The following is a 21,878-nucleotide window of genomic DNA, read 5'->3' as shown; positions in this document are numbered from 1 at the left end:
CCCTAACGCAAAGATAGTTAGTTCATAACAATTCTTAGAAGTTAAATAAAAGTATTTTCAGACCTACCAAGTATTAAAAAACTGTTGGTTCTAAATAAGAAACTATAATTTATAATGCTTCATTAAGATTTTCTCATACATTCTGTCTGGCAAAATTCGTTTTAAAACAATAGAGAATTTTTCCATAAAACCACCTACTTTATAATGAATCTTCGGATTTTTAGTTTCTATAATATTATGTACAGCTTTTGCCATTTCTATAGGATCCATACCACCACTTACATGTGCATCCATTAAATTTAAATTTGCACTATAATTTTCTTTGTAAGCAGAGTTTTCAAAAACAGGCGTATGATATCTTCCAGCAGCAATATTGGTTGCAAAATCTCCAGGCGCAACACACGTTACATTAATTCCGAAGGGTTTTACTTCCATACTTGTCGCTTCAGTAATCGTTTCTAAAGCTCCTTTTGTGGCAGAATACAAACCTCTAAAAGGCAATCCCATATAACCAGCAATAGAAGTTACATTAATAATAGTACCTAACTTTTGCTTGCGCATTTGTGGCAAAACAGCCTTCATTACATCTATTGCTCCAAATAAATTGGTGTTAAAAACAGCACGCATTTCATCTGTTGGCGTATCTTCTATTGGCCCCGTAATTCCCATTCCAGCATTATTTACCAAAACATCTAACCTTCCTTCCTTTTTAATAATAAAATCGATAGCTACATTAATCGTATCAACTTTTAATACATCTAAGGCAATTAGTTCAAAAGAAAAATTCTCGGTATTTTTAGGTTTTCTACTTGTACCATAAACTTTATATCCTTTTTTAGATAAAAACGTAGCAATAGATTTTCCTATTCCAGAGGAAGCTCCGGTAATTAATACAACTTTAGACATAAGATATTATATGATTGAAAGATTATAACATTAAAGAATTGAATGATTAAAGTACTAAAAATAGAATTTTTGAATTATTTAATTATTTAATTATTTAATTTTCAAATTCTTCAATAATAACGCAAATATCTTAAAAGTAAATGAAGGAAACTAAAAAGGAGAAAGTTAATAACAGCTCTAAAAAAGAAAAATTCTGAAGAGATTCAGAATTAATTAGAGAAATAAAAAATGGCAAGCTACCTACATCACACCGCTACAACCTAATACCTTTGCTGCGTTCCCGCCCTGGAGGATTCAAAGGGAGCTAGTTGTGTAGGACTTGCCGAGGCAAATTTACAACAGATTTTTCTTATGGCAATTAAAAAATTACAGTTTTTTTTGTAACATTTTTAAGACACTGAATACTAATCTATTGTTGAGTAAGTTTATCAAAAAAATATAAAAAATAAAACTATCTCGATGAAATGAATATATTTGTATAACTAACTAAAATTAAAAAAATGGAAAATCAAGTAAATAGTAAAGGTTTTATTGTAAATAACGGAGTAATATTAGGTGTTGCAACTGTTATTTTATCTCTAGTTATATATGCTACAGGAAATCACTTAAAACCTCACTGGTCTACTTCTATTATAAATGCGATTATTTTTATTGGAGCAATTGTATTTGGAATTAAACAATACAAAGCAGCTAATGGTGGTTTTTTATCTTGGGGACAAGGTGTTAAAATTGGTGTTGGTGTTGCTATTTTAGGAGGTTTAATATTAGTTATTTATAACTATTTCTTCATGAATTTTATTGAGCCTGAATTTATGAACCAAATGATGGAAGTTCAAAATCAAGCATTTTTAGATCAAGGAATGACAGAAGAACAAATTGAAGCTGCTAATGAAATGGGGAAAGCTTTTCAAGGGCCAACAATTATTGCTGCTTTAGGTATAATTGGGTATGCTATTGGTGGTTTTATAGTTGCTGCAATTGCTGCTGCAATAATGAAAAAATCTGAAGAAGAAGCTTACTAAGTATAATAATTCTTTGTCTTATAAGTTTTATTTTTTTAAACTTATATCTTAAACTTAATATCAAATTATGGATATTTCGGTAGTAATACCACTTCTTAATGAAGAAGAATCTTTAAATGAATTACACGATTGGATTGCAAAAGTTATGCAATCCAATCGTTATTTATATGAAATAATTTTTATTGATGATGGAAGTACAGATACTTCATGGCATGTTATCGAAAGATTATCTAAAGAAAACAACGCTGTAAAAGGTATTCGTTTTCAAAAAAACTTTGGTAAGTCGCAAGCTTTAGACGCTGGTTTCGAAATGGCAAAAGGTAACGTAGTAATAACTATGGATGCAGATTTGCAAGACAACCCAGATGAAATACCAGAGTTATACAACTTAATAATAAAAGAAGACTTCGACCTTATTTCTGGTTGGAAAAAGAAACGTTATGATAATGTTATCACCAAAAACATTCCTTCAAAATTATTTAATGCTGCAGCTAGAAAAACTTCTGGCTTAAAATTACACGATTTTAATTGTGGGTTAAAAGCCTACAAGAACATTGTTATTAAAACTGTAAAACTTAGCGGAGAAATGCACAGATACATCCCTGTGTTAGCTAAAAATGAAGGCTTTAATAAAATTGGTGAAAAAGTAGTACAACACCAAGCTAGAAAATATGGCGTTACAAAATTTGGTATAGATCGTTTTGTAAATGGTTTTTTAGACCTAATTACCATTTCTTTTTTATCTAAATTTGGTAAAAGACCAATGCACTTTTTTGGCCTTTGGGGTACAATTATGTTTCTTTTTGGAACAACATCTGCATTTTATATAGGTGCTTACAAGCTCTATAAAGTTTTTAACGGAATTAAAACTATCTTAGTAACCGATAATCCGTGGTTTTTTATTGCGCTAACTTCTATGATTCTAGGAACTATTTTATTCTTAGCTGGTTTTATAGGAGAACTTATTATTAAGACTAAAAGCAACGAAAAACACTATTCAATAAAAGAAAAACTCAACTTCTAAAATGTATATTTGCATCTAAGAAGCATAAAAAATAAAAAAATGAGCGAAATATTAGACAAAGCAAAACAGTGGTTATCTTCTACTTTTGACGCTGAAACTCAACAAGAAATTCAACAATTAATAACTTCTAATTCTCCAGATTTAGCAGATAGATTCTATAAAAACATGGAATTTGGTACTGGTGGAATGCGTGGTGTTATGGGCGCAGGAACTAATAGAATTAATAAATATACTCTTGGTAGAGCTACACAAGGTTTGTCTAACTATTTAATAGAAAACGTAAAAAAAGAACAGCTAAGTGTTGTAATTGCTTACGACTGTAGACACAATAGCAAGAAATTTGCTAAAATTGTTTCAGATGTTTTCTCTGCTAATAATATAAAAGTATTTCTTTTTGAAGATTTACGTGCAACACCAGAATTATCTTTTGCTGTTCGTCATTTAGGTTGTGACGCTGGTATTGTTTTAACAGCTTCTCACAATCCGCCAGAATACAATGGTTATAAAGTATATTGGGCAGATGGTGGTCAAATTGTTCCTCCTCATGATGGTGGAATTATAGGAAACGTAAATGCTTTAGATTTCTCTGAAATTAAGTTTGATGCAAACGAAAGTTTAATTGAAACTATAGGAAAAGAAGTTGATGATGTATTTATTGATGCTTCTGTAAAAAACGGTTCTTTATCTGATAAAATAGATAGAAAAAATTTAAAAATTGTCTTTACTTCTTTACACGGAACTTCTATTGTTTCTGTGCCAGATGCATTGGCAAAAGCAGGTTATACAGATGTACACATTGTTGAAGAACAAAGAGTACCTAATGGAGATTTCCCTACGGTAAAATCACCAAACCCAGAAGAACCAGAAGCTTTAAAAATGGCTACTGATTTAGCAAACAAAATTGGAGCAGATATTGTTATTGGTACAGACCCAGATTGTGATAGATTAGGTGTTGCTATTAGAGATCTTGATGGAAACATGAAACTAATGAATGGGAACCAGACAATGGTTGTTATGACAGAGTTCTTGTTGAAAAAATGGAAAGAAGAAGGTAAAATGAATGGCAAACAATTTGTAGGATCTACAATTGTTTCTACAGAATTAGTAAATGAGGTAGCAAATAGTTATAAAGTTGAAACTAAAGTTGGTTTAACTGGTTTTAAATGGATTGCTAAAATGGTAAGAGATTTTCCAGAACTAGATTTTATTGGTGGTGGTGAAGAAAGCTTTGGTTATATGGTTGGTGAGTTTGTAAGAGATAAAGATGCAGTTACTGCTACTTTATTAGCTTGTGAAGTTGCTGCATATGCTAAACAAAACGGAGGTTCTTTTTATGAAGAATTATTAGCTATTTACATAAGAAATAATTTCTATAAAGAGCATTTAATTTCTATTACTAAAAAAGGAATGGATGGTGCTGCAGAAATTAAACAAATGTTAAGCGACATGCGTAACAACCCATTAACAGAAATTGATGGAGAAAAAGTAGAATCTCTTTCTGATTACGAAGCGTCTACAAGAAAAAATTTAATTACTGGTGAAGTAACAAACATCGATTTACCAAAATCTAATGTTTTAATTTATCAAACGGCAAACGGAACAAGAATAGCTGCAAGACCAAGTGGTACAGAGCCTAAAATAAAATTTTACTTTAGCGTAAATACTTCTTTAGATTCTAAAGTAAATGCAGAAAAAGTTGAAACTGAGTTAGACACTAAGATTCAAAGAATTATTAAAGAAATGAAACTGAATTAATGGGCTATTTTAAAGACATTTTAAAATATGAGAAAAAGTATCGAAAATTTACTATTCTAAATATTATATTCAACATACTTTATGCAATTTTTAATGTATTATCTGTTTTAGCTTTTATTCCTGTTTTAGGAATTCTATTTGGTACAGATAAAAAAGTTTTACAAGAACCAACTTATAATGGCATTTTAAGTATTGGTAATTACTTAAAAGATAGTTTTTATCTATTTATCTCTCAAAAAATAGAAAATAACGGAGAAATAAATACGCTTCTTTTCATTTGTTTATTAGCGTTATCTCTTTTCTTTTTTAAAAATTTCTTTAGATATTTAGCTTCATATGTAATCACATTTTTAAGAACAGGTATCGTTAAAGATTTGCGTGATAAATTATATCACAAGATAGTAGAGCTACCAATTTCTTATTTTTCAGAAAAAAGAAAAGGAGATATTATTGCACGTATGACTTCTGATGTACAAGAAGTAGAAAACTCTATTCTAACCTCTGTAGAAGTTATTGTAAGAGAGCCTCTAACTGTTATTATCTCTATAACAATTATGCTTTTTATGAGCGTAAAACTTACTCTTTTTGTCTTTGTTTTATTACCAGTTTCTGGTTTTATTATTTCTTCTATTAGTAAGAAATTAAAAGCAAATTCGGCTAAAGCACAAAAAGAAACAGGTAATTTTTTATCGTTTATAGAAGAGACATTAACTGGCCTAAGAATTATAAAAGGTTTTAATGCAGAAAAAGTAATAGAAACTAAATTTAACAACTCTACGTTTAGTTTTCAAAAACTAATGACTAGTGTTTTTCACAGGCAAACGTTAGCGTCTCCAATGAGTGAGTTTTTAGGTTCTGCTACTATTATTGCAATTCTTTGGTATGGTGGTACAGAAGTTTTATCTAAAACAAGCCCTCTACAACCAGACGAGTTTTTTGGTTACATTGTATTGTTTTATACGGTTTTAAACCCAATAAAATTAATTACAACAACGTATTATAATATACAAAAAGGAGAAGCTTCTGCAGAAAGAATTATGACTGTTTTAAATACAGAAAACAGTATTAAAGATATTGCAAACGCTACTGTCAAAGAAAATTTCTCGAGTAAAATTGAGTTTAAAAACATTTCATTTAAATATAAAGATGCTTATGTTTTAAAAGACTTCTCTTTAACTATTAATAAAGGAGAAACGGTAGCTCTTGTTGGGCAATCTGGTAGTGGTAAATCTACACTAGCAAACCTTATTACTCGTTTCTATGACGTTAATAAAGGTGATGTCTTTATTGATGGCAACAACATAAAAGAGGTTACTAAAAAGTCTTTAAGAGATTTAATGGGAATTGTTTCTCAAGATTCTATTCTATTTAATGATACGATTGCAAACAACATTAAATTAGGCGCACAAAATGCAACGGATGCAGCAATATTAGAAGCGGCTAAAATTGCAAATGCAGATGAATTTATTCAGAATTTACCAGAAAAATACAATACAAATATTGGTGACAGTGGAAACACACTTTCTGGTGGACAAAAACAACGTTTGTCTATTGCGAGAGCAGTTTTAAAGAATCCACCAATTATGATTTTAGATGAAGCAACATCTGCTTTAGATACAGAATCTGAACAATTGGTGCAAGTTGCATTAGAAAAGATGATGCAAAACAGAACTTCTTTAGTAATTGCGCACAGATTATCTACCATTCAAAAAGCAGATAAGATTGTTGTAATGAAAAAAGGGAAAATTGTAGAGCAAGGTAAACACGAAGAACTACTTGCTAAAAAAGGTGAGTACTTTAAATTAGTTACTATGCAGAGTCTAAGTTGAAATTAATCAATATCTTGATGTGTCTTAAAACCAAATTTTCGATACATCATTTTATTTCCTATTTCAGGAATATGCTTATAAACTAAAGTAGATAAAACCGCTTGATCTTGTCTATGGTTTTCTCTACTACTGCCTTCAGGAGCGATACAATCTTTCGATTTAGCGCAATCACTCCATTTTTCAATAACGTTTCTAACCTCTATATTATTATAGTTTGCAGAAACGCATGCACCATTTAAACTGCGTTTTTTAAGCAACGCTACATCACTAGAAACACCTATATAATCTAAGGTTTTAGGATGTGTCCAATCAGAAATAATTCCTTTAGAAAAAGGGGAATAAAACCCATAAAACTCTATTAATTTTCTAATAGAAGTTAATGGTTTAACAACCTTATTACCACCATCTAACCAACAAACAGATGTTTTAAATTCATTTAAAATATTATTAATTATTACTGGTTTCCATGCATATTCACCAGCATTTTTTTTAATATTAAAGTACGACGGATATAAAGAGTAATCGAATTTTCTTAATTCAAAAGAAGGAAAATCATTTTTGATTATTTCTATTTCTTTTACCGTAATACCTAAATCAAAAATAATAACTTTAGTGTTACTTTCATGAATAGTTAAACTTTTTAAAAGTTGTAGTAAACTCTTAAAATGAGAACTATCAGAACCTGTAACAATTACTAAATCTTGTGTACTTTTAAAAAACAAAAGACGCAATTCTAATAAAGAAGTTCTAAGTTCTGTTAAGATTTTCATAAGCAGTTATTCAGTAATTGTTAAACCTAATTCCTTTCCTTTAAGAATCATAAAATCGTAACAAGCTTTATGCTCATTAGGTATTTTACCATCTAAAATAGCTTCTTTTATAGCTTCTTTTATTTGCCCTATTTCTCTACAAGGTTGTAAATTAAAAGCTTTTATTATTTCTTCACCAGAAATTGGTGGTTGAAAATTACGTACACGATCTCTTTCTTCTACTTCTTTAATTTTAGATCTAACAACTTCGAAGTTGGCATGATATCTTTTAAATTTCCTAGGATTTTTAGTTGTAATATCTGCTTCACAAAGTGTCATTAAAGAATTAATATCATCACCAGCATCAAAAACCAAACGTCTAACAGCAGAATCTGTAACGTCACTTGCTAAAACAATAGGGCGCGAACTTAACATTACCATCTTTTGAACAAATTTCATTTTATTGTTCAAAGGCATTTTTAACCTTTTAAATATTTTATAAACCATTTTAGAGCCTACAAACTCATGAGAATGGAAAGTCCAACCTACTTTCTGGCTAAATTTCTTCGTAGGTGCTTTACCAATATCATGTAATAATGCTGCCCAACGTAACCAAACGTCTTGTGTATGTTCAGAAATATTATCTACAACCTCTAATGTATGGTAAAAATTATCTTTATGTTTTTGCCCTTCTACCTCTTCTACTCCTTTTAAATCAATTAATTCCGGTAAAATTTGCGGTAATAACGTTGTTTCTTCCAACAATAAAAATCCTATCGATGGTTTTACAGATGACATTATTTTATTTAACTCATCAACAATACGTTCTCTTGTTATAATATGTAACCTTTTAGAATTTTTAGTAATTGCAGAAAGAGAATATTCTTCAATTGTAAAATTTAATTGAGAAGCAAATCTTATTGCTCTCATCATTCTTAAAGGATCGTCTGAATAAGTAATATCTGGATCTAAAGGCGTTCTAATAATTCCATTAGCCAAGTCTTCCATTCCATTAAATGGATCTAATAACTCACCAAAATTATCTTCATTTAAACTTAAAGCCAATGCATTTATAGTAAAATCTCTTCTATTTTGATCGTCTTGTAAACTGCCTTCAGTAACCTCTGGATTTCTACTTTCTTCTGAGTAGGATTCTTTTCTTGCACCAACAAATTCAATTTCTACATCTTTATAACGCAACATTGCTGTACCATACGTTTTAAAAACTTGTACTTTAGGTTTGTTTGGCAATAAACTAGATACTTTCTTAGCCAGCTCAATTCCGCTTCCAATAGCAACAACATCAATATCTTTTGCGGTACCTCTTTTTAGAAAAAAGTCTCGCACAAAACCACCAATTACATAGCTTTCTACCTGTAACTGTTTTGATGCTTCTGAAATAATTGTAAAAATTTCTAATGAGATGGCTTCTGTATGCTTCATATTTCTTAAAAAGTGTTTGCAAATTTATTATTTTCTAAGCTTTTAAACATCAAATTCATAAAAGAAAATTGCAATAACATTTGTACTTTTGTTTGTGGCACAAAAATAACGCCTTTCTGAAGTTAAAATAAGTATGGTTATTGTTAGAATACTTGGTGGTTTAGGAAATCAAATGTTTCAATATGCGTATGCAAAGGCGCTAGAAATGAAAGGGTTTGATGTGAAATTAGATATTACTGGTTTTAAAAAGTACAAATTACATGGTGGTTACCAATTAGATAAATATCATATAAATTTAGAAAGTGCAAAAAAATCTAGTGTCTTATTTTCTAAAATTAATCCTTTTAAAACCTTAAAAGAAGAAGATTTACTCTACAATAACAAATTACTTTCATTAAAAGGTAGTGAATATGTAAAAGGATACTTTCAAACAGAAAAATATTTTTCAGAAATTAGAAGTACATTATTACAACAATTTATAGTAAATAGAGAAACAGCAAATTCTACGAAGCAATATAAAAAAGAGATTATACAGGCAGCAAATAGTTGTTCTGTGCATATAAGAAGAGGCGATTATGTTTCTAATTCTAAATCTAACACTATTCATGGAACTTGTAGTTTAGACTATTATAAAGAGGGAATAAAAATAATTGAAGAGAAGTATAAAAATGTTGCTTTTTTTGTTTTTTCTGATGATATTCCTTGGACAAAAGAAAACTTAATTCTTAAAAACGCTATTTATATAGACCATAAATGTTTACCTCATGAAGATATTTATTTAATGAGTTTATGTAAAAATAATATTACTGCAAATAGTAGTTTTTCTTGGTGGGGAGCGTGGTTAAACACTAATGAAGACAAAACAGTAATTTCTCCTAAGCAATGGTTTGTTGATAAAAAAAATGAAATTGCTTGCCTAAACTGGATAAAAATATGAAGTCATACAAAGTATACTACATAAATTTAGATAAAAGTACAGATCGTAAGAGTTTTATGGAAAATCAATTTAAAGAATTGAACATTCCTATTACAAGAATATCTGCTGTTTATGGTAAGGAATTAGACCCTAATCTTCTTAAAAAAGAAAAAAGTAAACACAATATTTTAGCACATTACCCTTTTCCTAATGATGGTGAAATTGGAATTTGCTTAACACATTTTAAACTTTGGGACTTTCTTTCTAAGCAACCAGAAGATTTTTCGATTGTTTTAGAAGATGATGCTCAAATTAATAATGATTTTTTTAAAGATTTAGAACTATTACTAGAAAAAATAACTATGGATGATTTCATAGATATCTCAGGAAAAAAAGGGTTCTATTCCTTAGAAAAAAATGATTTACTTAACACCTTTTTAATGCCTCCCGTTTTAATGATTGGACAAATTATTGGTAGAGGTGCTGCTAAAAAATTATCTAATAATTTAAGTGATTACTATGCTCCTATCGATGTAATGAAGCAAGATGTTTACAAACATAAAGTGAAGTTGTATTCTACAAATAAACAATATGTATTTAGTATTGATAAAAAAATAGGCGGTAGTACGATTCAGCAAAACAACATGATTGTTTGGAAGAAGGCTCTTAGAGAAATCTTTAGACCTTTATGGCAGCTCATTGCTTTATTCACCTATAAGCTTCAAAGATGTTTAAGAAATTATATTTTTTATAAAAAGAGTTAATTTTTATTTAACTCCATTATTTAGCAACCACAATTTAATATATTTAGTTAAAACTCCGTATGCTTGCGTTTTTGCAAAAACAAAACCAGGAAAACCATCTAAAAAACCTAATCTAATAAAATAATGGATAAAAAATCTTGCAGGTGGTTTAATTAAAATGTGAAATAAATTTACTTTTTTTCCTTCTTTAAAAAACTGTTTTCCTCTTAACTCTCCATAATGATTCATTTTAGAGATATAATGGTCGTAACTTTTATAAGAATAATGGTCTACTTTATTTTTTAAGAACCCCAATTTACCGTCTGCAACAATAGTTTCATGAACTACACCTGCATATTTACAATGTTCTTTTAAAAATAAACGAACAACTTTATCTCTTTGGCAACCACCATAGTTTATTTTTTTACCGCAAAAATAAAAGGTTCTCCTCACATAAAAACCTATATTTTTTTTGGGATTTCTAACAGCTTCTAAAATTTCTTTTTCAACTTTAACTGTTACTCTTTCGTCAGCATCTAAAATATAGATCCATTTATGCTTTGCTTGATCAATTGCGAAGTTCTTTTGAGAAGAAAAATCATCAAACTTTCGTTTGATGATTTTTACATTTAACTTCTCAGCTATTTCTATTGTTTTATCTGTACTAAAAGAATCTATAACAATAATTTCATCCGCAAAACTTACAGATTTTATTGCTTCCGCTATATGAATTTCTTCATTTAGTGTTGGTATAATTGCCGATATTTTTGTCATAGCATTTTTAAACCTTAAACAGCTACGTCGTACTCACGTAAAGCATCGTTTAAAGATGTTTTCTTGTTGGTACTTTCTTTTCTTTTTCCAATAATTAATGCACAAGGTACATTGAATTCTCCTGCAGCAAATTTCTTTGTATAACTCCCAGGAATTACTACAGATCTTGCAGGAACTATACCTTTCATTTCTACAGGTTCATCACCCGTTACATCTATAATTTTAGTACTCATTGTTAACACAACGTTTGCTCCTAAAACCGCCTCTTTTTCTACTCTAACACCTTCTACAACAATACATCTAGAACCAACAAAAACGCCATCTTCTATAATTACTGGAGCCGCTTGTAATGGTTCTAAAACACCACCAATACCTACTCCACCAGAAAGGTGTACATTTTTACCAATTTGTGCACAAGAACCTACTGTTGCCCAAGTATCAACCATTGTTCCTTCATCTACATACGCACCAATATTTACATAACTTGGCATTAAAATAGTACCAGGAGAAAGATAAGATCCTTTACGAGCAGATGCTCCTGGAACTACACGAACTCCTTGTCCTGCATAATCCGTCTTTAAAGGCATTTTATCATGATATTCGAAAATACCAGCTTCTAAAGTTTCCATTTTCTGAATTGGAAAATATAAAACTACAGCTTTTTTAATCCATTCATTTACTTGCCAACCATCAGCTGTTGGTTCTGCAACTCTTAATTGTCCTTTATCTAATAAATCTATAACTTTTCTAATAGTATCAATCGTATTTTGTTCTTTTAATAACTCACGATTTTCCCAAGCTGTTTCTATAATATCTCTAATTTCTTTCATTTTAATTGTATAATTTCTGCAAATATAAATCTATCCGTAAAAACTGAAAGCGAAGATACATTTTTTAAACAGATATTTCTGCTTTGTTTAAAAAACGTATTTTTGCAAAAACAATTGTAAATGGCTAGAATTTTAGCAATAGATTTCGGAAAAAAAAGAACAGGAATTGCAGTTACAGACGAGTTGCAAATAATTGCATCTGGCTTAACAACTGTAAACACAGCAGAGTTATTAACTTTTCTTAAAGAATATACGTCTAAAGAAAAAGTTGAATTATTCTTAATGGGGCAACCTAAACAAATGGATAATTCTGATAGCGAAAGTGAAGCACTAATTCTACCTTTTTTAAAAAAAATAGAAAAATTATTTCCTCAAATTCCAATGAAAAGAATAGACGAACGTTTTACGTCTAAAATGGCTTTTCAAACGATGATTGATAGTGGAATGAAAAAAAAACAACGCAGAAATAAGGCAATGGTAGATGAAATTAGTGCTACCATCATTTTACAGTCTTATTTATATAGCCAACATTAAATTATATAAACTTCATATAGTGTTCTATGGTTAAATTTAATTTAAAAACAAAGAAGCCTTAAAATTCGCAATTCAAAATTCGTAATTCGTAATTCTAAATTGTACTTTTGCAATCGTTTTAAATAAAAATAAATGATTTTACCAATTGTTGCTTACGGAGATCCTGTTTTAAGAAAAGTTGCTGTAGAAATAGATGCAGATTATCCTGGTCTAGAAAAATTGATTGCCAACATGAAAGAGACTATGTACAATGCTTCTGGCGTTGGTTTAGCAGCTCCACAGATTGGAAAAGCAATTCGTTTGTTTACAATTGATGCTTCACCTTTTGCAGATGACGAAGAATTATCTGATAAAGATAGAGAAGCTTTAAAAAACTTTAATAGAGTCTTTATAAACGCAAAAATCATAGAAGAAGAAGGTGAAGAATGGGTTTTTAACGAAGGTTGTTTAAGTATTCCTGATGTTAGAGAAGACGTTTTTCGTCAACCTCAAGTTACAATTGAATATCAAGATGAAGAATTTGTAAAGCATACAGAAACTTTAGATGGTTTGGCTGCTAGAGTTTTTCAGCATGAATATGACCATATAGAAGGAATCTTATTTACAGACAAGCTTTCATCTCTTAAAAAAAGAATTATAAAAAAGAAATTAGAAAACATTTCTAAAGGAAAAATTAGCGCAGATTACAGAATGCGTTTTCCAAATCAAAAAAAAGGTAAATAGTCTTAAAAGACACAAAAATATATCATATGGAATTTAACAAAATTATCGCCGTTACTGGTAAACCAGGTTTACACCAAGTAGTTTCTCAATCTAAAAATGCAATTATAGTTTCTTCTTTAACAGACAATAAAAGAGTAGCTATTAACGCAGCACAAAACGTAAGTTTATTAGAAAATATTGCTATTTATACTTATGAAGAAGATGTTCCTTTATTAAAAGTCTTTAAAGCTATGTTTGAAAAAACAGAAGGTAAAGAAGCTATATCTCATAAAGAAAACAGTAAAAAATTAGAAGCTTTTTTCGCAGAAGTTTTACCAGATTATGATGCAGAAAGAGTATATACTTCTAATATAAAAAAAGTAATACAGTGGTTTAATTTGTTAGTAAAATCTGGAATGGATTTTTCTAAAATTGAAACTCCTACTCAAGAAACTGAAAAAGAGTAATTCGTAAACAACTTTAAATTTTTAGTATTTATACTATTATCTTTAAATATTGATACATTGAAATAAAACAATGAATTCTAGAAAAGAACAGTTAACTGCTTTTAATCGTTTGTTAGATATCATGGATGATCTTCGTGAGAAATGTCCTTGGGATAAAAAACAAACCTTAGAAAGTCTACGTCATTTAACAATTGAAGAAACGTACGAACTTGCAGATGCTATTCTAGAAAACGATTTACCAGAGATAAAAAAGGAATTAGGCGATGTGCTTTTGCACATCGTTTTTTATGCCAAAATTGGAAGCGAGAAAAAAGCATTTGATATTGGTGATGTTGCAAACTCTATTTGTGACAAATTAATTAGCAGACACCCACATATCTACGGAGATGTTGTTGCTAATACAGAAGAAGAAGTAAAACGTAATTGGGAACAATTAAAACTAAAAGAAGGTAACACATCTGTTTTAGAAGGTGTGCCTAAAAGCTTGCCTGCTGTTGTAAAAGCAAGTAGAATTCAAGAAAAAGTTGCTGGCGTTGGTTTCGATTGGGAAAAACCAGAACAAGTTTGGGAAAAAGTACAAGAAGAACTTTCTGAACTAAACGAAGAAATTAAAGCAGGTCATAAAGAAAATACAGAAAAAGAATTTGGAGATGTATTATTTTCTATGATAAATTACGCTCGTTTTATTGGTGTAAATCCTGAAAATGCTTTAGAAAAAACAAATAAGAAATTTATAAATAGATTTCAATATTTAGAAGAAGAAGCAAAAAAAGAAGGTAAAGATATATCTGAAATGTCTCTAACAGAAATGGATGTATATTGGGAGAAATCTAAAGAATTCTTTAAATAAACTTTAAAAGACTCACTTAATATGTATCTTTTTATTTTCTATTTCCCCTAAAATAAATCAGAAACAAACTACCATAAGTACAATAAACAAGACCTTAAACGGCATAATTATACTTTTTCGTTATAACAGTAAAACGTTAAAAAAAACAAAAAAGAGTTCAAATACTTTTTTATTACTAACCGATTGTTTAGTTTTGTATCGTAATTAGAAATAATGGCAAGAAAGAAAGAATATAAAGAAGAAGAAGTTGTTGAAAAAGCAATGAACCTATTTTGGCGAAAAGGCTACGAAACTACTTCTATGCAAATGCTCGAAAAAGAAATGGGTATTAACAAGTTTTCTATATATTCTAGTTTTGGTAACAAACATGGTTTATTTATAGAAAGTTTAAAATGTTACAAATTAAAAGTAAGTAAAATTTTAGACAAATTTAAAAATGCACCAAACGGTGTTGAAGATATTAAACAATTTTTTTATGATTCTGTAGATATCGATTTTAAAGGAAGCTTACAAAAGGGATGTTTATTAACAAACACGTATAATGAATTTTCGGAAAGTGAAGATTTATTAATAAAGGAACAGATGGCTTCTTTTATGGGAAACCTAAAAGAATTATTTATCGAAAAATTACAAAAAGACACCTCTAAAGACGAAGCTACAGTTATAAAACAAGCTAACTTTTTATTATTAGCAAAACATGGTTTAGCTGCTGCTTCTAGAGTAAACAGTTCTAAAGAGATTAAAGATTACATAGAAATGACTTTTATGAACATTTAAGTCCTTTTTTTTGCAACATAACTAAACGATTGTTTAGTTAAAATTAACATAAAAAATAAAATAAAAACAAAAAATTATGACAACTTTAAAAATTCACAACAACGAAACAGCACCAGAAGAAAGTAAAGTATTATTAGCTAACTCTCAAAAAGCATATGGTATGATACCTGGCTTACATGGTGTTTTAGCTGCATCTCCTCAAACTTTTGAGGCTTACCAAACATTGCATGATTTATTTACAAAAACATCATTTAATGAAGAAGAATTAACAGTAGTATGGCAAGCAATAAACGTAGAACATGCATGTCATTATTGTGTACCTGCACATACTGGTATTGCAAAAATGATGAAAGTAGATGATGCAATAACAGAATCTTTACGAAATGAAACTCCACTAGAAAACCCTAAATTAGAAGCTTTACGTACTTTAGCTTTAATAATTACACGTAACAGAGGGCATGTTTCTCAAGAAGAATTAAATGCTTTTTATGCTGCAGGTTATGGTGAGCAACAAGTTTTAGAAATTATTTTAGGTTTATCTCAGAAAGTAATTAGTAATTATACAAATCATATTGCTAATACTCCTGTAGATGCTCCTTTTAAACCATTTGCTTGGAAAAAATAAATTATAGCAATAAAAGCATATAATTTAATACTTTGCACCTTTCGTATAAACACGAGAGGTGTATTTATAATTATTACTAAAAACAAGGTTATGATAAAAGTATCTGTAATGTACCCAAACTCTAAAGATGTAAAGTTTGATGTTGATTATTATAAAAAAAGCCACTTACCAATGATTTCTAAAGCGCTTGGAAATGCACTAAAAGGTTTAGAATTAGATTTAGGAATTGCAAGTAGAGTTCCTGGTGAGCCTGCTCCTTATGTGGCAATTGCACATTTATTGTTTGATGATGTAGCTTCTTTTCAAGCTTCATTTGGTCCGCATGCAGAAATATTTGCTGCAGACATAAAAAACTATAGTAATGTAAAAGGAGAACTTCAAATTAGTGAATTAATAACATTTTAAGAAATGAAAGAAAAATTAAAAATAGATATTGTTTCAGACGTTGTTTGCCCTTGGTGTACTATTGGTTACAAACGTTTAGAAAAAGCGATTACAGAACTTGGTATTCAGGATCAAGTAGAAATAGAATGGCAACCATTTGAGTTAAATCCGAATATGCCACCAGAAGGACAAAATGTAAATGAACATATTACAGAAAAATATGGTTCAACAACAGAGCAACAAAATCAATCGAAAGAAATGATGACAGAAGCTGGTGCAGAATTAGGTTTTAAATTCGATTATTTTAATGAAATGCGAATGGTAAACACTTTCGATGCACACATTTTACTAGAATACGCCAAAGACTTCGGAAAACAAACCGAATTAAAAATGGCATTTACAAAAGCTTTTTTTAGTGATAGAAAAGATGTTTCTAAAGTAGAAATTTTAAAAGAAACACTAATATCTGTTGGTTTAAATGCTGATGACGCATTATTAAAACTAAAGAATGAAGAAGCAAGAAATGAGGTAAGAACCAAACAAAATTATTGGAAAAGTTTAGGAGTAAATTCTGTACCAACTATTGTTTTTAATAGAAAAAGTGCCGTTACTGGTGCGCAACCTATCGATACTTTTAAACAAGTACTTTCAGAATTAATTGCTGAATAAAGCATAAACTAAAAACTACTATTACAGTAAGTTATTTTATCTACAAAATAGAATATTTTAATTATTGATGAACAAACCACTAGTATATATGCATCAATAAGAAAATTTATAAAAAGATAAATACTACACAAAGAATAAAAAAATGGCAATAAATAAAAGTAAAGGAGAATTAGATACATTATTAGAGGTAAAAAGAAAAGAAGGTCCTGCAAAGTTTACTAAAGAAAAAAGTGAAATTTATGCTGATGGAATTACTAGTGTAGCAAATTCTGGAATACTAGAAAGTGCTTTTAACATAGGAGATAAAGCACCAGACTTTACGTTAAAAAATGCTTCGAACACTTCTATTTCTTTATATAACGAACTAAAAAACGGACCTGTAGTTTTAACATGGTACAGAGGTGGTTGGTGTCCTTATTGTAATATAACGTTACATTATTTACAGCAAAAGTTACCTCAATTTAAAGATCAAGGAGCAACACTTATCGCTTTAACGCCAGAATTACCAGATAACTCTTTAAGTACTTCAGAAAAAAATAATTTAGAATTTAACGTTCTTAGTGATATTGGTAACACTATTGGAAAAGAATATGGTGTTGTTTTTAAATTAACAGATAAAGTTGCAGAAATATATGAAGCAGGATTTGGTTTAAGTAAAAAAAATGGAAATGATAGTAACCAATTACCTTTAGCTGCCACTTATGTTATTGATAAAAATGGAATTATTAAATTTGCTTTCTTAGATGCAGATTATACAAAAAGAGCTGAAGCAACAGATATTATAAATGCTTTAAAGAAATTATAATTAAAAGTATTCTCATGAGAAAAGTAAAACCAAAAGTATTATTCTTCGATGTTAACGAAACTCTCTTAGATTTATCTCCAGTAAAAAAACAAATTGGTAAAGTTTTAGGAGATAGAGAAGACTTACTTTCTTTATGGTTTACTACAATGCTACATTATTCTTTAGTTACTTCTGCAAGTAAGCAATATAAACCATTTACACATATTGGTGCTGCTGCTTTACAAATGGTTGCTGCCAATAATAACATTACAATCTCAGAAGAAAAAGCGCGTGAATTTATTACTAATTCTATGCAAAATTTACCAGCTCACCCTGAAGTTAAAAAAGCATTAGTGAGTTTAAAAAAAGCTGGTTACAAGTTGGTTGCATTTACAAATTCTTCAAATGAAGGTTTAAAGAATCAATTTATAAGCGCTGGTTTAACAGCTTATTTTGATGAAAGCTTAAGTGTAGAAGATTCTGGAAAATTCAAACCTTTTACAGATACTTATATTTGGGGAGCTAATAAAATGGACGTAAAATTAGAAGAATGCATGTTAGTTGCGGCTCATGGTTGGGATGTTGCAGGTGCACTTTGGGCAGGTTGGAGAGCTGCTTTTATAAGTAGACCTGGACAACAAATTTTCCCTTTAGCTCCTAAAACTGAAATTGTAGCTTCTGATTTAGAAAAAGTTACAGAGATACTTTTAACCTACGAATAGAAAGAATTAAAAATGCTTCCTATTCTATTTTTAAATATAGATTATCATAAAAAAAAGCACCCAAAATTGGATGCTTTTTTTATGATATAAAATATTACTTTTTATTTACTTAAGTACATTTTTCTACGAGCGTATAAATCATAAAATTGATCATCTTTTAAACTATCAATAAATAAAATACTTTCTCCTGTAGATTTCATTTCTGGTCCTAACTTCTTATCAACATTAGGAAATTTATTAAATGAGAAAACAGGTTGTTTAATTGCATAACCTTCTAATTGAGGATTAAAATTAAAATCTGTTACTTTATTATGACCTAACATTACTTTTGTTGCATAATTTACATATGGTTCTTTGTAGGCTTTTGCTATAAAAGGTACCGTTCTAGATGCTCTAGGGTTTGCTTCAATAATATAAACAATATCATCTTTAATTGCAAACTGAATATTTATCAATCCAACAGTTTTTAATTCTGTTGCAATTGTACGTGTATGATCTTTAATTTGTTGCATTACAAATTCACCAATATTAAAGGCTGGTAAAGTTGCGTTAGAATCTCCAGAGTGAATTCCACAAGGTTCTATATGCTCCATAATACCAATAATATACACATTACCATCTGCATCGCAAATTGCATCTGCTTCTGCTTCTATTGCGCCATCTAAATAATGATCTAACAATAATTTATTACCAGGCATTCTACCTAATAAATCAACTACATGTTTTACCAATTCTTCTTTATTGATTACAATTTTCATTCCTTGTCCCCCTAAAACGTAAGAAGGTCTTACTAAAATAGGAAAATCTAATTCATCTGCTAAAACCAAAGCTTCGTCTGCAGTTTCTGCAATACCATATTCTGGAAAAGGAATTTTATTTTCTTTTAACATTGCAGAAAATCTTCCTCTATCTTCTGCTATATCTAAAGCTTCAAAAGAAGTTCCAATAATTTTAATTCCGTATTTTGTTAACTTTTCAGCTAACTTTAAAGCAGTTTGCCCACCTAATTGTACAATAACTCCTTCTGGTTTTTCATGACGGATAATGTCATAAATATGTTCCCAAAAAACAGGCTCGAAGTATAATTTGTCTGCGGTATCAAAATCTGTAGAAACCGTTTCTGGGTTACAGTTAATCATAATCGTTTCATAACCACATTCTGCAGCTGCTAAAACACCATGTACACAACAGTAATCGAACTCAATTCCTTGACCAATTCTATTTGGTCCAGAACCTAAAACAATTATTTTCTTTTTATCTGAAACGACACTTTCATTAGCTATTATAATTTCGCCATCTGCAGTTTCAATTTCGTTTTCGAAAGTTGAATAATAATAAGGCGTTTTTGCCTTAAATTCTGCAGCACAAGTATCTACTAATTTAAAAACACGTTGTACTTTTAATTCTTCTCTCTTCGTATAAACTTCACTTTCTAAACAATCTAGCATGTGTGCTATTTGTCTATCTCCGTATCCTTTTTGCTTTGCTTCTAATAACAAATCTCTTTGAATAGTTTCTATAGTATATGTAGAAATTTCTTTTTGAAGTTGAAATAACTCTTCATATTGCTTTAAATACCACATGTCTATTCTTGTGATATCATGAATCTGACTTAGTGGAATTCCGATAGCGATTGCATCATAAATAGCAAAAACACGATCCCAACTTGCATTGGTTAATTTTTCTATAATCTGGTCATAATTTGTGTAGCCTTTTCCATCTGCACCTAAACCATTTCTTTTAATTTCTAAAGACTGTGTTGCTTTGTGCAATGCTTCTTGGAACGAACGTCCAATTCCCATTACTTCTCCAACAGATTTCATTTGTAAACCTAAAGTTCTGTCAGATCCTTCAAATTTATCAAAATTCCAACGTGGTATTTTTACAATTACATAATCTAAAGTTGGCTCAAATAAAGCAGATGTAGATTTTGTAATTCCGTTTTCTAATTCATCTAATGTATAACCAATTGCTAATTTTGTAGCAACTTTTGCAATAGGATAACCTGTTGCTTTAGAAGCTAATGCAGAAGAACGAGAAACACGTGGGTTAATTTCAATTGCAATAATATCTTCTTTTTCGTCTGGTGAAACTGCAAACTGTACGTTACATCCTCCTTCAAAATCTCCAATAGAACGCATCATATGAATTGCCATGTCACGCATTTTCTGATATGTTTTGTCAGAAAGTGTCATTGCTGGTGCAACTGTAATAGAATCTCCTGTATGAATTCCCATAGGATCCATATTTTCGATAGAACATATAATTACAACATTGTCATTTTTATCTCTTAATAACTCTAATTCGTATTCTTTCCACCCCATCATCGCTTTATCAATCATCACCTCATGTATTGGTGATGCTTCTAAACCAAAACTTAACAGGTTATCGAAATCTTCTGCTTTGTAAACAATAGAAGCTCCTGCCCCACCTAAAGTATAAGAAGAACGAATTACTAAAGGAAAACCAAATTCTTGTGCAATTTCTTTCCCTTTTAAAAATGATGTAGCTGTTGCTTGAGGTGCCATTGGCACACCAATCTTAATCATTAATTCTCTAAACTGTTCTCTATCTTCTGTAACATTAATAGCATCTATATCTACACCTATTAATTTCACATTAAAATCTTCCCAAATTCCTTTTGCATCTGCTTCAATACAAAGATTTAATGCAGTTTGCCCACCCATTGTTGGTAAAACAGCATCAATTTGCGGATGTTCTTTTAAAATTTGAATAATAGATTTTGTATTAAGAGGCAACAAATAGATATGATCTGCCATAGAAGGGTCAGTCATAATTGTTGCAGGATTAGAATTAATTAAAATAGTTTCTATTCCATCTTCTCTTAAAGAACGTAAAGATTGTGAACCAGAGTAATCGAATTCACATGCTTGTCCAATAACAATTGGTCCAGATCCAATAATTAATACAGATTTGAGGTCTTTTCTTTTTGGCATTGTAAGTTGTTGTGTTGTTTAGTTATACAAAAATAGTTAATGCTTGGGTATAAAAAAAGGTGTTACTAAAAAATAGTAACACCTTGAAATCATTAACAAACGTTAATCATTATATTATCTTTTTGGTCTAAATTCTGAAGACACAGAAATTTTCTTTCTTCCTTTAGCTCTTCTTCTAGCTAAAACTTTTCTTCCATTAGCTGAAGCCATTCTTTCTCTGAAACCGTGTTTGTTTCTTCTCTTTCTTTTCGATGGCTGGTAAGTTCTTTTCGGCATTGTATGTATTTTTAAATATCTTCTTGATTACTTTACGATTGCTTCTAGAATTTTACTTCTTTTTAAGCGTGGGCAAATATACAACTGTTTTTATTTTTGGCAAACACAATTTGAAAAAAAAATGAAAAATATTTTCACCC

The 21,878-nt window shown here is 29.8% G+C and carries 23 protein-coding genes and 1 other RNA gene; 16 read left to right on the top strand and 8 right to left on the bottom strand.

The annotated features are described in order from the left end of the window. Positions 1-102: 102 nt before the first annotated feature. Together SHK09_RS09595 and ffs are read right to left on the bottom strand one after the other, a co-directional pair. Positions 103-906, bottom strand: a complete 804-nt coding sequence (locus tag SHK09_RS09595) for an SDR family oxidoreductase (protein WP_319810554.1) — start codon at positions 904-906, stop codon at positions 103-105. Positions 907-1,132: 226 nt separating this feature from the next. After that, an RNA gene (gene ffs, locus SHK09_RS09590) (signal recognition particle sRNA small type) lies at positions 1,133-1,231 on the bottom strand. A gap of 175 nt (positions 1,232-1,406) precedes the next feature. On the opposite strand from ffs, the gene SHK09_RS09585 reads away from it, so the two are divergent. The 4 genes from SHK09_RS09585 to SHK09_RS09570 all read left to right on the top strand — a co-directional run bounded on the left by SHK09_RS09585 (position 1,407) and on the right by SHK09_RS09570 (position 6,536). Continuing rightward, on the top strand, positions 1,407-1,928 hold the full coding sequence (locus SHK09_RS09585) for a DUF4199 domain-containing protein (protein WP_319810553.1): 522 nt from the start codon (positions 1,407-1,409) through the stop codon (positions 1,926-1,928). Positions 1,929-1,995: 67 nt separating this feature from the next. Beyond that, a complete protein-coding gene (locus tag SHK09_RS09580) occupies positions 1,996-2,952 on the top strand; it encodes a glycosyltransferase family 2 protein (RefSeq protein WP_319810552.1) in 957 nt (318 codons plus the stop codon). Positions 2,953-2,991: 39 nt separating this feature from the next. Further along, positions 2,992-4,707 carry a phospho-sugar mutase gene (locus SHK09_RS09575; protein WP_319810551.1) on the top strand — a complete coding sequence of 572 codons (1,716 nt, stop codon included), beginning with the start codon at positions 2,992-2,994 and terminating at the stop codon, positions 4,705-4,707. Further along, a complete protein-coding gene (locus tag SHK09_RS09570; protein ID WP_319810550.1) occupies positions 4,707-6,536 on the top strand; it encodes an ABC transporter ATP-binding protein in 1,830 nt (609 codons plus the stop codon). The genes SHK09_RS09575 and SHK09_RS09570 overlap by 1 nt, the downstream gene beginning before the upstream one ends. 2 nt (positions 6,537-6,538) lie before the next feature. Here SHK09_RS09570 and SHK09_RS09565 read toward each other — a convergent pair whose 3' ends face one another. Together SHK09_RS09565 and SHK09_RS09560 are read right to left on the bottom strand one after the other, a co-directional pair. Continuing rightward, positions 6,539-7,306: a DUF1647 domain-containing protein gene (locus SHK09_RS09565; RefSeq protein WP_319810549.1), complete on the bottom strand. Its 768-nt coding sequence runs from the start codon at positions 7,304-7,306 to the stop codon at positions 6,539-6,541. 6 nt (positions 7,307-7,312) lie between these two features. After that, the gene (locus SHK09_RS09560) at positions 7,313-8,728 is read right to left on the bottom strand and encodes a CCA tRNA nucleotidyltransferase (protein ID WP_319810548.1); all 1,416 of its coding nucleotides are present in this window, start codon (positions 8,726-8,728) and stop codon (positions 7,313-7,315) included. A 133-nt stretch (positions 8,729-8,861) separates the two neighbouring features. Here SHK09_RS09560 and SHK09_RS09555 point away from each other — a divergent pair, with 133 nt between their 5' ends. Both SHK09_RS09555 and SHK09_RS09550 read left to right on the top strand, forming a co-directional pair. After that, a complete protein-coding gene (locus tag SHK09_RS09555) occupies positions 8,862-9,665 on the top strand; it encodes an alpha-1,2-fucosyltransferase (protein ID WP_319810547.1) in 804 nt (267 codons plus the stop codon). Further along, positions 9,662-10,408 carry a glycosyltransferase family 25 protein gene (locus SHK09_RS09550; protein WP_319810546.1) on the top strand — a complete coding sequence of 249 codons (747 nt, stop codon included), beginning with the start codon at positions 9,662-9,664 and terminating at the stop codon, positions 10,406-10,408. Before SHK09_RS09555 ends, SHK09_RS09550 begins: the two co-directional genes overlap by 4 nt. A gap of 3 nt (positions 10,409-10,411) precedes the next feature. Here the strand turns inward: SHK09_RS09550 and SHK09_RS09545 are convergent, their stop codons facing one another. Together SHK09_RS09545 and SHK09_RS09540 are read right to left on the bottom strand one after the other, a co-directional pair. Next, positions 10,412-11,161: a glycosyltransferase family 2 protein gene (locus tag SHK09_RS09545; protein ID WP_319810545.1), complete on the bottom strand. Its 750-nt coding sequence runs from the start codon at positions 11,159-11,161 to the stop codon at positions 10,412-10,414. A gap of 14 nt (positions 11,162-11,175) precedes the next feature. After that, positions 11,176-11,991 carry a 2,3,4,5-tetrahydropyridine-2,6-dicarboxylate N-succinyltransferase gene (locus tag SHK09_RS09540; protein ID WP_319810544.1) on the bottom strand — a complete coding sequence of 272 codons (816 nt, stop codon included), beginning with the start codon at positions 11,989-11,991 and terminating at the stop codon, positions 11,176-11,178. A 120-nt stretch (positions 11,992-12,111) separates the two neighbouring features. Between SHK09_RS09540 and ruvX the strand changes: the two genes are divergently transcribed. The 10 genes from ruvX to SHK09_RS09490 all read left to right on the top strand — a co-directional run bounded on the left by ruvX (position 12,112) and on the right by SHK09_RS09490 (position 18,505). Then, positions 12,112-12,525, top strand: a complete 414-nt coding sequence (gene ruvX / locus SHK09_RS09535) for a Holliday junction resolvase RuvX (protein WP_319810543.1) — start codon at positions 12,112-12,114, stop codon at positions 12,523-12,525. Positions 12,526-12,657: 132 nt separating this feature from the next. Then, positions 12,658-13,248 carry a peptide deformylase gene (def, locus tag SHK09_RS09530; protein ID WP_319810542.1) on the top strand — a complete coding sequence of 197 codons (591 nt, stop codon included), beginning with the start codon at positions 12,658-12,660 and terminating at the stop codon, positions 13,246-13,248. 26 nt (positions 13,249-13,274) lie between these two features. Further along, complete coding sequence (locus SHK09_RS09525; RefSeq protein ID WP_319810541.1) at positions 13,275-13,694, top strand: DUF5606 domain-containing protein; 420 nt, start codon at positions 13,275-13,277, stop codon at positions 13,692-13,694. Between the two features lie 70 nt (positions 13,695-13,764). After that, complete coding sequence (gene mazG, locus SHK09_RS09520) at positions 13,765-14,544, top strand: nucleoside triphosphate pyrophosphohydrolase (protein ID WP_319810540.1); 780 nt, start codon at positions 13,765-13,767, stop codon at positions 14,542-14,544. A gap of 213 nt (positions 14,545-14,757) precedes the next feature. Then, on the top strand, positions 14,758-15,321 hold the full coding sequence (locus SHK09_RS09515) for a TetR/AcrR family transcriptional regulator (protein ID WP_319810539.1): 564 nt from the start codon (positions 14,758-14,760) through the stop codon (positions 15,319-15,321). A 76-nt stretch (positions 15,322-15,397) separates the two neighbouring features. After that, positions 15,398-15,946 carry a carboxymuconolactone decarboxylase family protein gene (locus SHK09_RS09510; RefSeq protein WP_319810538.1) on the top strand — a complete coding sequence of 183 codons (549 nt, stop codon included), beginning with the start codon at positions 15,398-15,400 and terminating at the stop codon, positions 15,944-15,946. A 90-nt stretch (positions 15,947-16,036) separates the two neighbouring features. Continuing rightward, positions 16,037-16,351 carry an EthD family reductase gene (locus SHK09_RS09505; protein ID WP_319810537.1) on the top strand — a complete coding sequence of 105 codons (315 nt, stop codon included), beginning with the start codon at positions 16,037-16,039 and terminating at the stop codon, positions 16,349-16,351. 3 nt (positions 16,352-16,354) lie between these two features. Next, positions 16,355-16,999 carry a DsbA family oxidoreductase gene (locus SHK09_RS09500; RefSeq protein WP_319810536.1) on the top strand — a complete coding sequence of 215 codons (645 nt, stop codon included), beginning with the start codon at positions 16,355-16,357 and terminating at the stop codon, positions 16,997-16,999. A gap of 142 nt (positions 17,000-17,141) precedes the next feature. Next, positions 17,142-17,804, top strand: a complete 663-nt coding sequence (locus SHK09_RS09495) for a peroxiredoxin-like family protein (protein ID WP_319810535.1) — start codon at positions 17,142-17,144, stop codon at positions 17,802-17,804. 14 nt (positions 17,805-17,818) lie between these two features. Continuing rightward, entirely contained in the window at positions 17,819-18,505 is a 687-nt protein-coding gene (locus tag SHK09_RS09490; RefSeq protein ID WP_319810534.1) for a haloacid dehalogenase type II, read from the top strand. A gap of 101 nt (positions 18,506-18,606) precedes the next feature. Here the strand turns inward: SHK09_RS09490 and carB are convergent, their stop codons facing one another. Both carB and rpmH read right to left on the bottom strand, forming a co-directional pair. Beyond that, the gene (carB, locus tag SHK09_RS09485) at positions 18,607-21,462 is read right to left on the bottom strand and encodes a carbamoyl-phosphate synthase large subunit (RefSeq protein ID WP_319810533.1); all 2,856 of its coding nucleotides are present in this window, start codon (positions 21,460-21,462) and stop codon (positions 18,607-18,609) included. 114 nt (positions 21,463-21,576) lie between these two features. Beyond that, complete coding sequence (gene rpmH, locus SHK09_RS09480) at positions 21,577-21,738, bottom strand: 50S ribosomal protein L34 (protein ID WP_077809647.1); 162 nt, start codon at positions 21,736-21,738, stop codon at positions 21,577-21,579. Between the last annotated feature and the right edge of the window lie 140 nt (positions 21,739-21,878).

Source organism: Polaribacter sp. PL03, assembly GCF_033875165.1.
Classification (GTDB): domain Bacteria; phylum Bacteroidota; class Bacteroidia; order Flavobacteriales; family Flavobacteriaceae; genus Polaribacter.
This window is presented reverse-complemented; position numbering and strand designations above follow the sequence as displayed.

Excerpts from the sequence above, each read along its gene's own strand:
- carB (WP_319810533.1), bottom strand. The coding sequence starts at position 21,462 with ATGCCAAAAAGAAAAGACCTCAAATCTGTATTAATTATTGGATCTGGA.
- SHK09_RS09540 (WP_319810544.1), bottom strand. The coding sequence starts at position 11,991 with ATGAAAGAAATTAGAGATATTATAGAAACAGCTTGGGAAAATCGTGAG.
- SHK09_RS09505 (WP_319810537.1), top strand. The coding sequence starts at position 16,037 with ATGATAAAAGTATCTGTAATGTACCCAAACTCTAAAGATGTAAAGTTT.
- SHK09_RS09515 (WP_319810539.1), top strand. The coding sequence starts at position 14,758 with ATGGCAAGAAAGAAAGAATATAAAGAAGAAGAAGTTGTTGAAAAAGCA.
- SHK09_RS09495 (WP_319810535.1), top strand. The coding sequence starts at position 17,142 with ATGGCAATAAATAAAAGTAAAGGAGAATTAGATACATTATTAGAGGTA.
- SHK09_RS09545 (WP_319810545.1), bottom strand. The coding sequence starts at position 11,161 with ATGACAAAAATATCGGCAATTATACCAACACTAAATGAAGAAATTCAT.
- SHK09_RS09500 (WP_319810536.1), top strand. The coding sequence starts at position 16,355 with ATGAAAGAAAAATTAAAAATAGATATTGTTTCAGACGTTGTTTGCCCT.
- SHK09_RS09585 (WP_319810553.1), top strand. The coding sequence starts at position 1,407 with ATGGAAAATCAAGTAAATAGTAAAGGTTTTATTGTAAATAACGGAGTA.
- ruvX (WP_319810543.1), top strand. The coding sequence starts at position 12,112 with ATGGCTAGAATTTTAGCAATAGATTTCGGAAAAAAAAGAACAGGAATT.
- SHK09_RS09580 (WP_319810552.1), top strand. The coding sequence starts at position 1,996 with ATGGATATTTCGGTAGTAATACCACTTCTTAATGAAGAAGAATCTTTA.
- SHK09_RS09490 (WP_319810534.1), top strand. The coding sequence starts at position 17,819 with ATGAGAAAAGTAAAACCAAAAGTATTATTCTTCGATGTTAACGAAACT.
- SHK09_RS09510 (WP_319810538.1), top strand. The coding sequence starts at position 15,398 with ATGACAACTTTAAAAATTCACAACAACGAAACAGCACCAGAAGAAAGT.
- SHK09_RS09555 (WP_319810547.1), top strand. The coding sequence starts at position 8,862 with ATGGTTATTGTTAGAATACTTGGTGGTTTAGGAAATCAAATGTTTCAA.
- mazG (WP_319810540.1), top strand. The coding sequence starts at position 13,765 with ATGAATTCTAGAAAAGAACAGTTAACTGCTTTTAATCGTTTGTTAGAT.
- SHK09_RS09560 (WP_319810548.1), bottom strand. The coding sequence starts at position 8,728 with ATGAAGCATACAGAAGCCATCTCATTAGAAATTTTTACAATTATTTCA.
- SHK09_RS09565 (WP_319810549.1), bottom strand. The coding sequence starts at position 7,306 with ATGAAAATCTTAACAGAACTTAGAACTTCTTTATTAGAATTGCGTCTT.
- SHK09_RS09550 (WP_319810546.1), top strand. The coding sequence starts at position 9,662 with ATGAAGTCATACAAAGTATACTACATAAATTTAGATAAAAGTACAGAT.
- SHK09_RS09570 (WP_319810550.1), top strand. The coding sequence starts at position 4,707 with ATGGGCTATTTTAAAGACATTTTAAAATATGAGAAAAAGTATCGAAAA.
- SHK09_RS09525 (WP_319810541.1), top strand. The coding sequence starts at position 13,275 with ATGGAATTTAACAAAATTATCGCCGTTACTGGTAAACCAGGTTTACAC.
- rpmH (WP_077809647.1), bottom strand. The coding sequence starts at position 21,738 with ATGCCGAAAAGAACTTACCAGCCATCGAAAAGAAAGAGAAGAAACAAA.
- SHK09_RS09575 (WP_319810551.1), top strand. The coding sequence starts at position 2,992 with ATGAGCGAAATATTAGACAAAGCAAAACAGTGGTTATCTTCTACTTTT.
- SHK09_RS09595 (WP_319810554.1), bottom strand. The coding sequence starts at position 906 with ATGTCTAAAGTTGTATTAATTACCGGAGCTTCCTCTGGAATAGGAAAA.
- def (WP_319810542.1), top strand. The coding sequence starts at position 12,658 with ATGATTTTACCAATTGTTGCTTACGGAGATCCTGTTTTAAGAAAAGTT.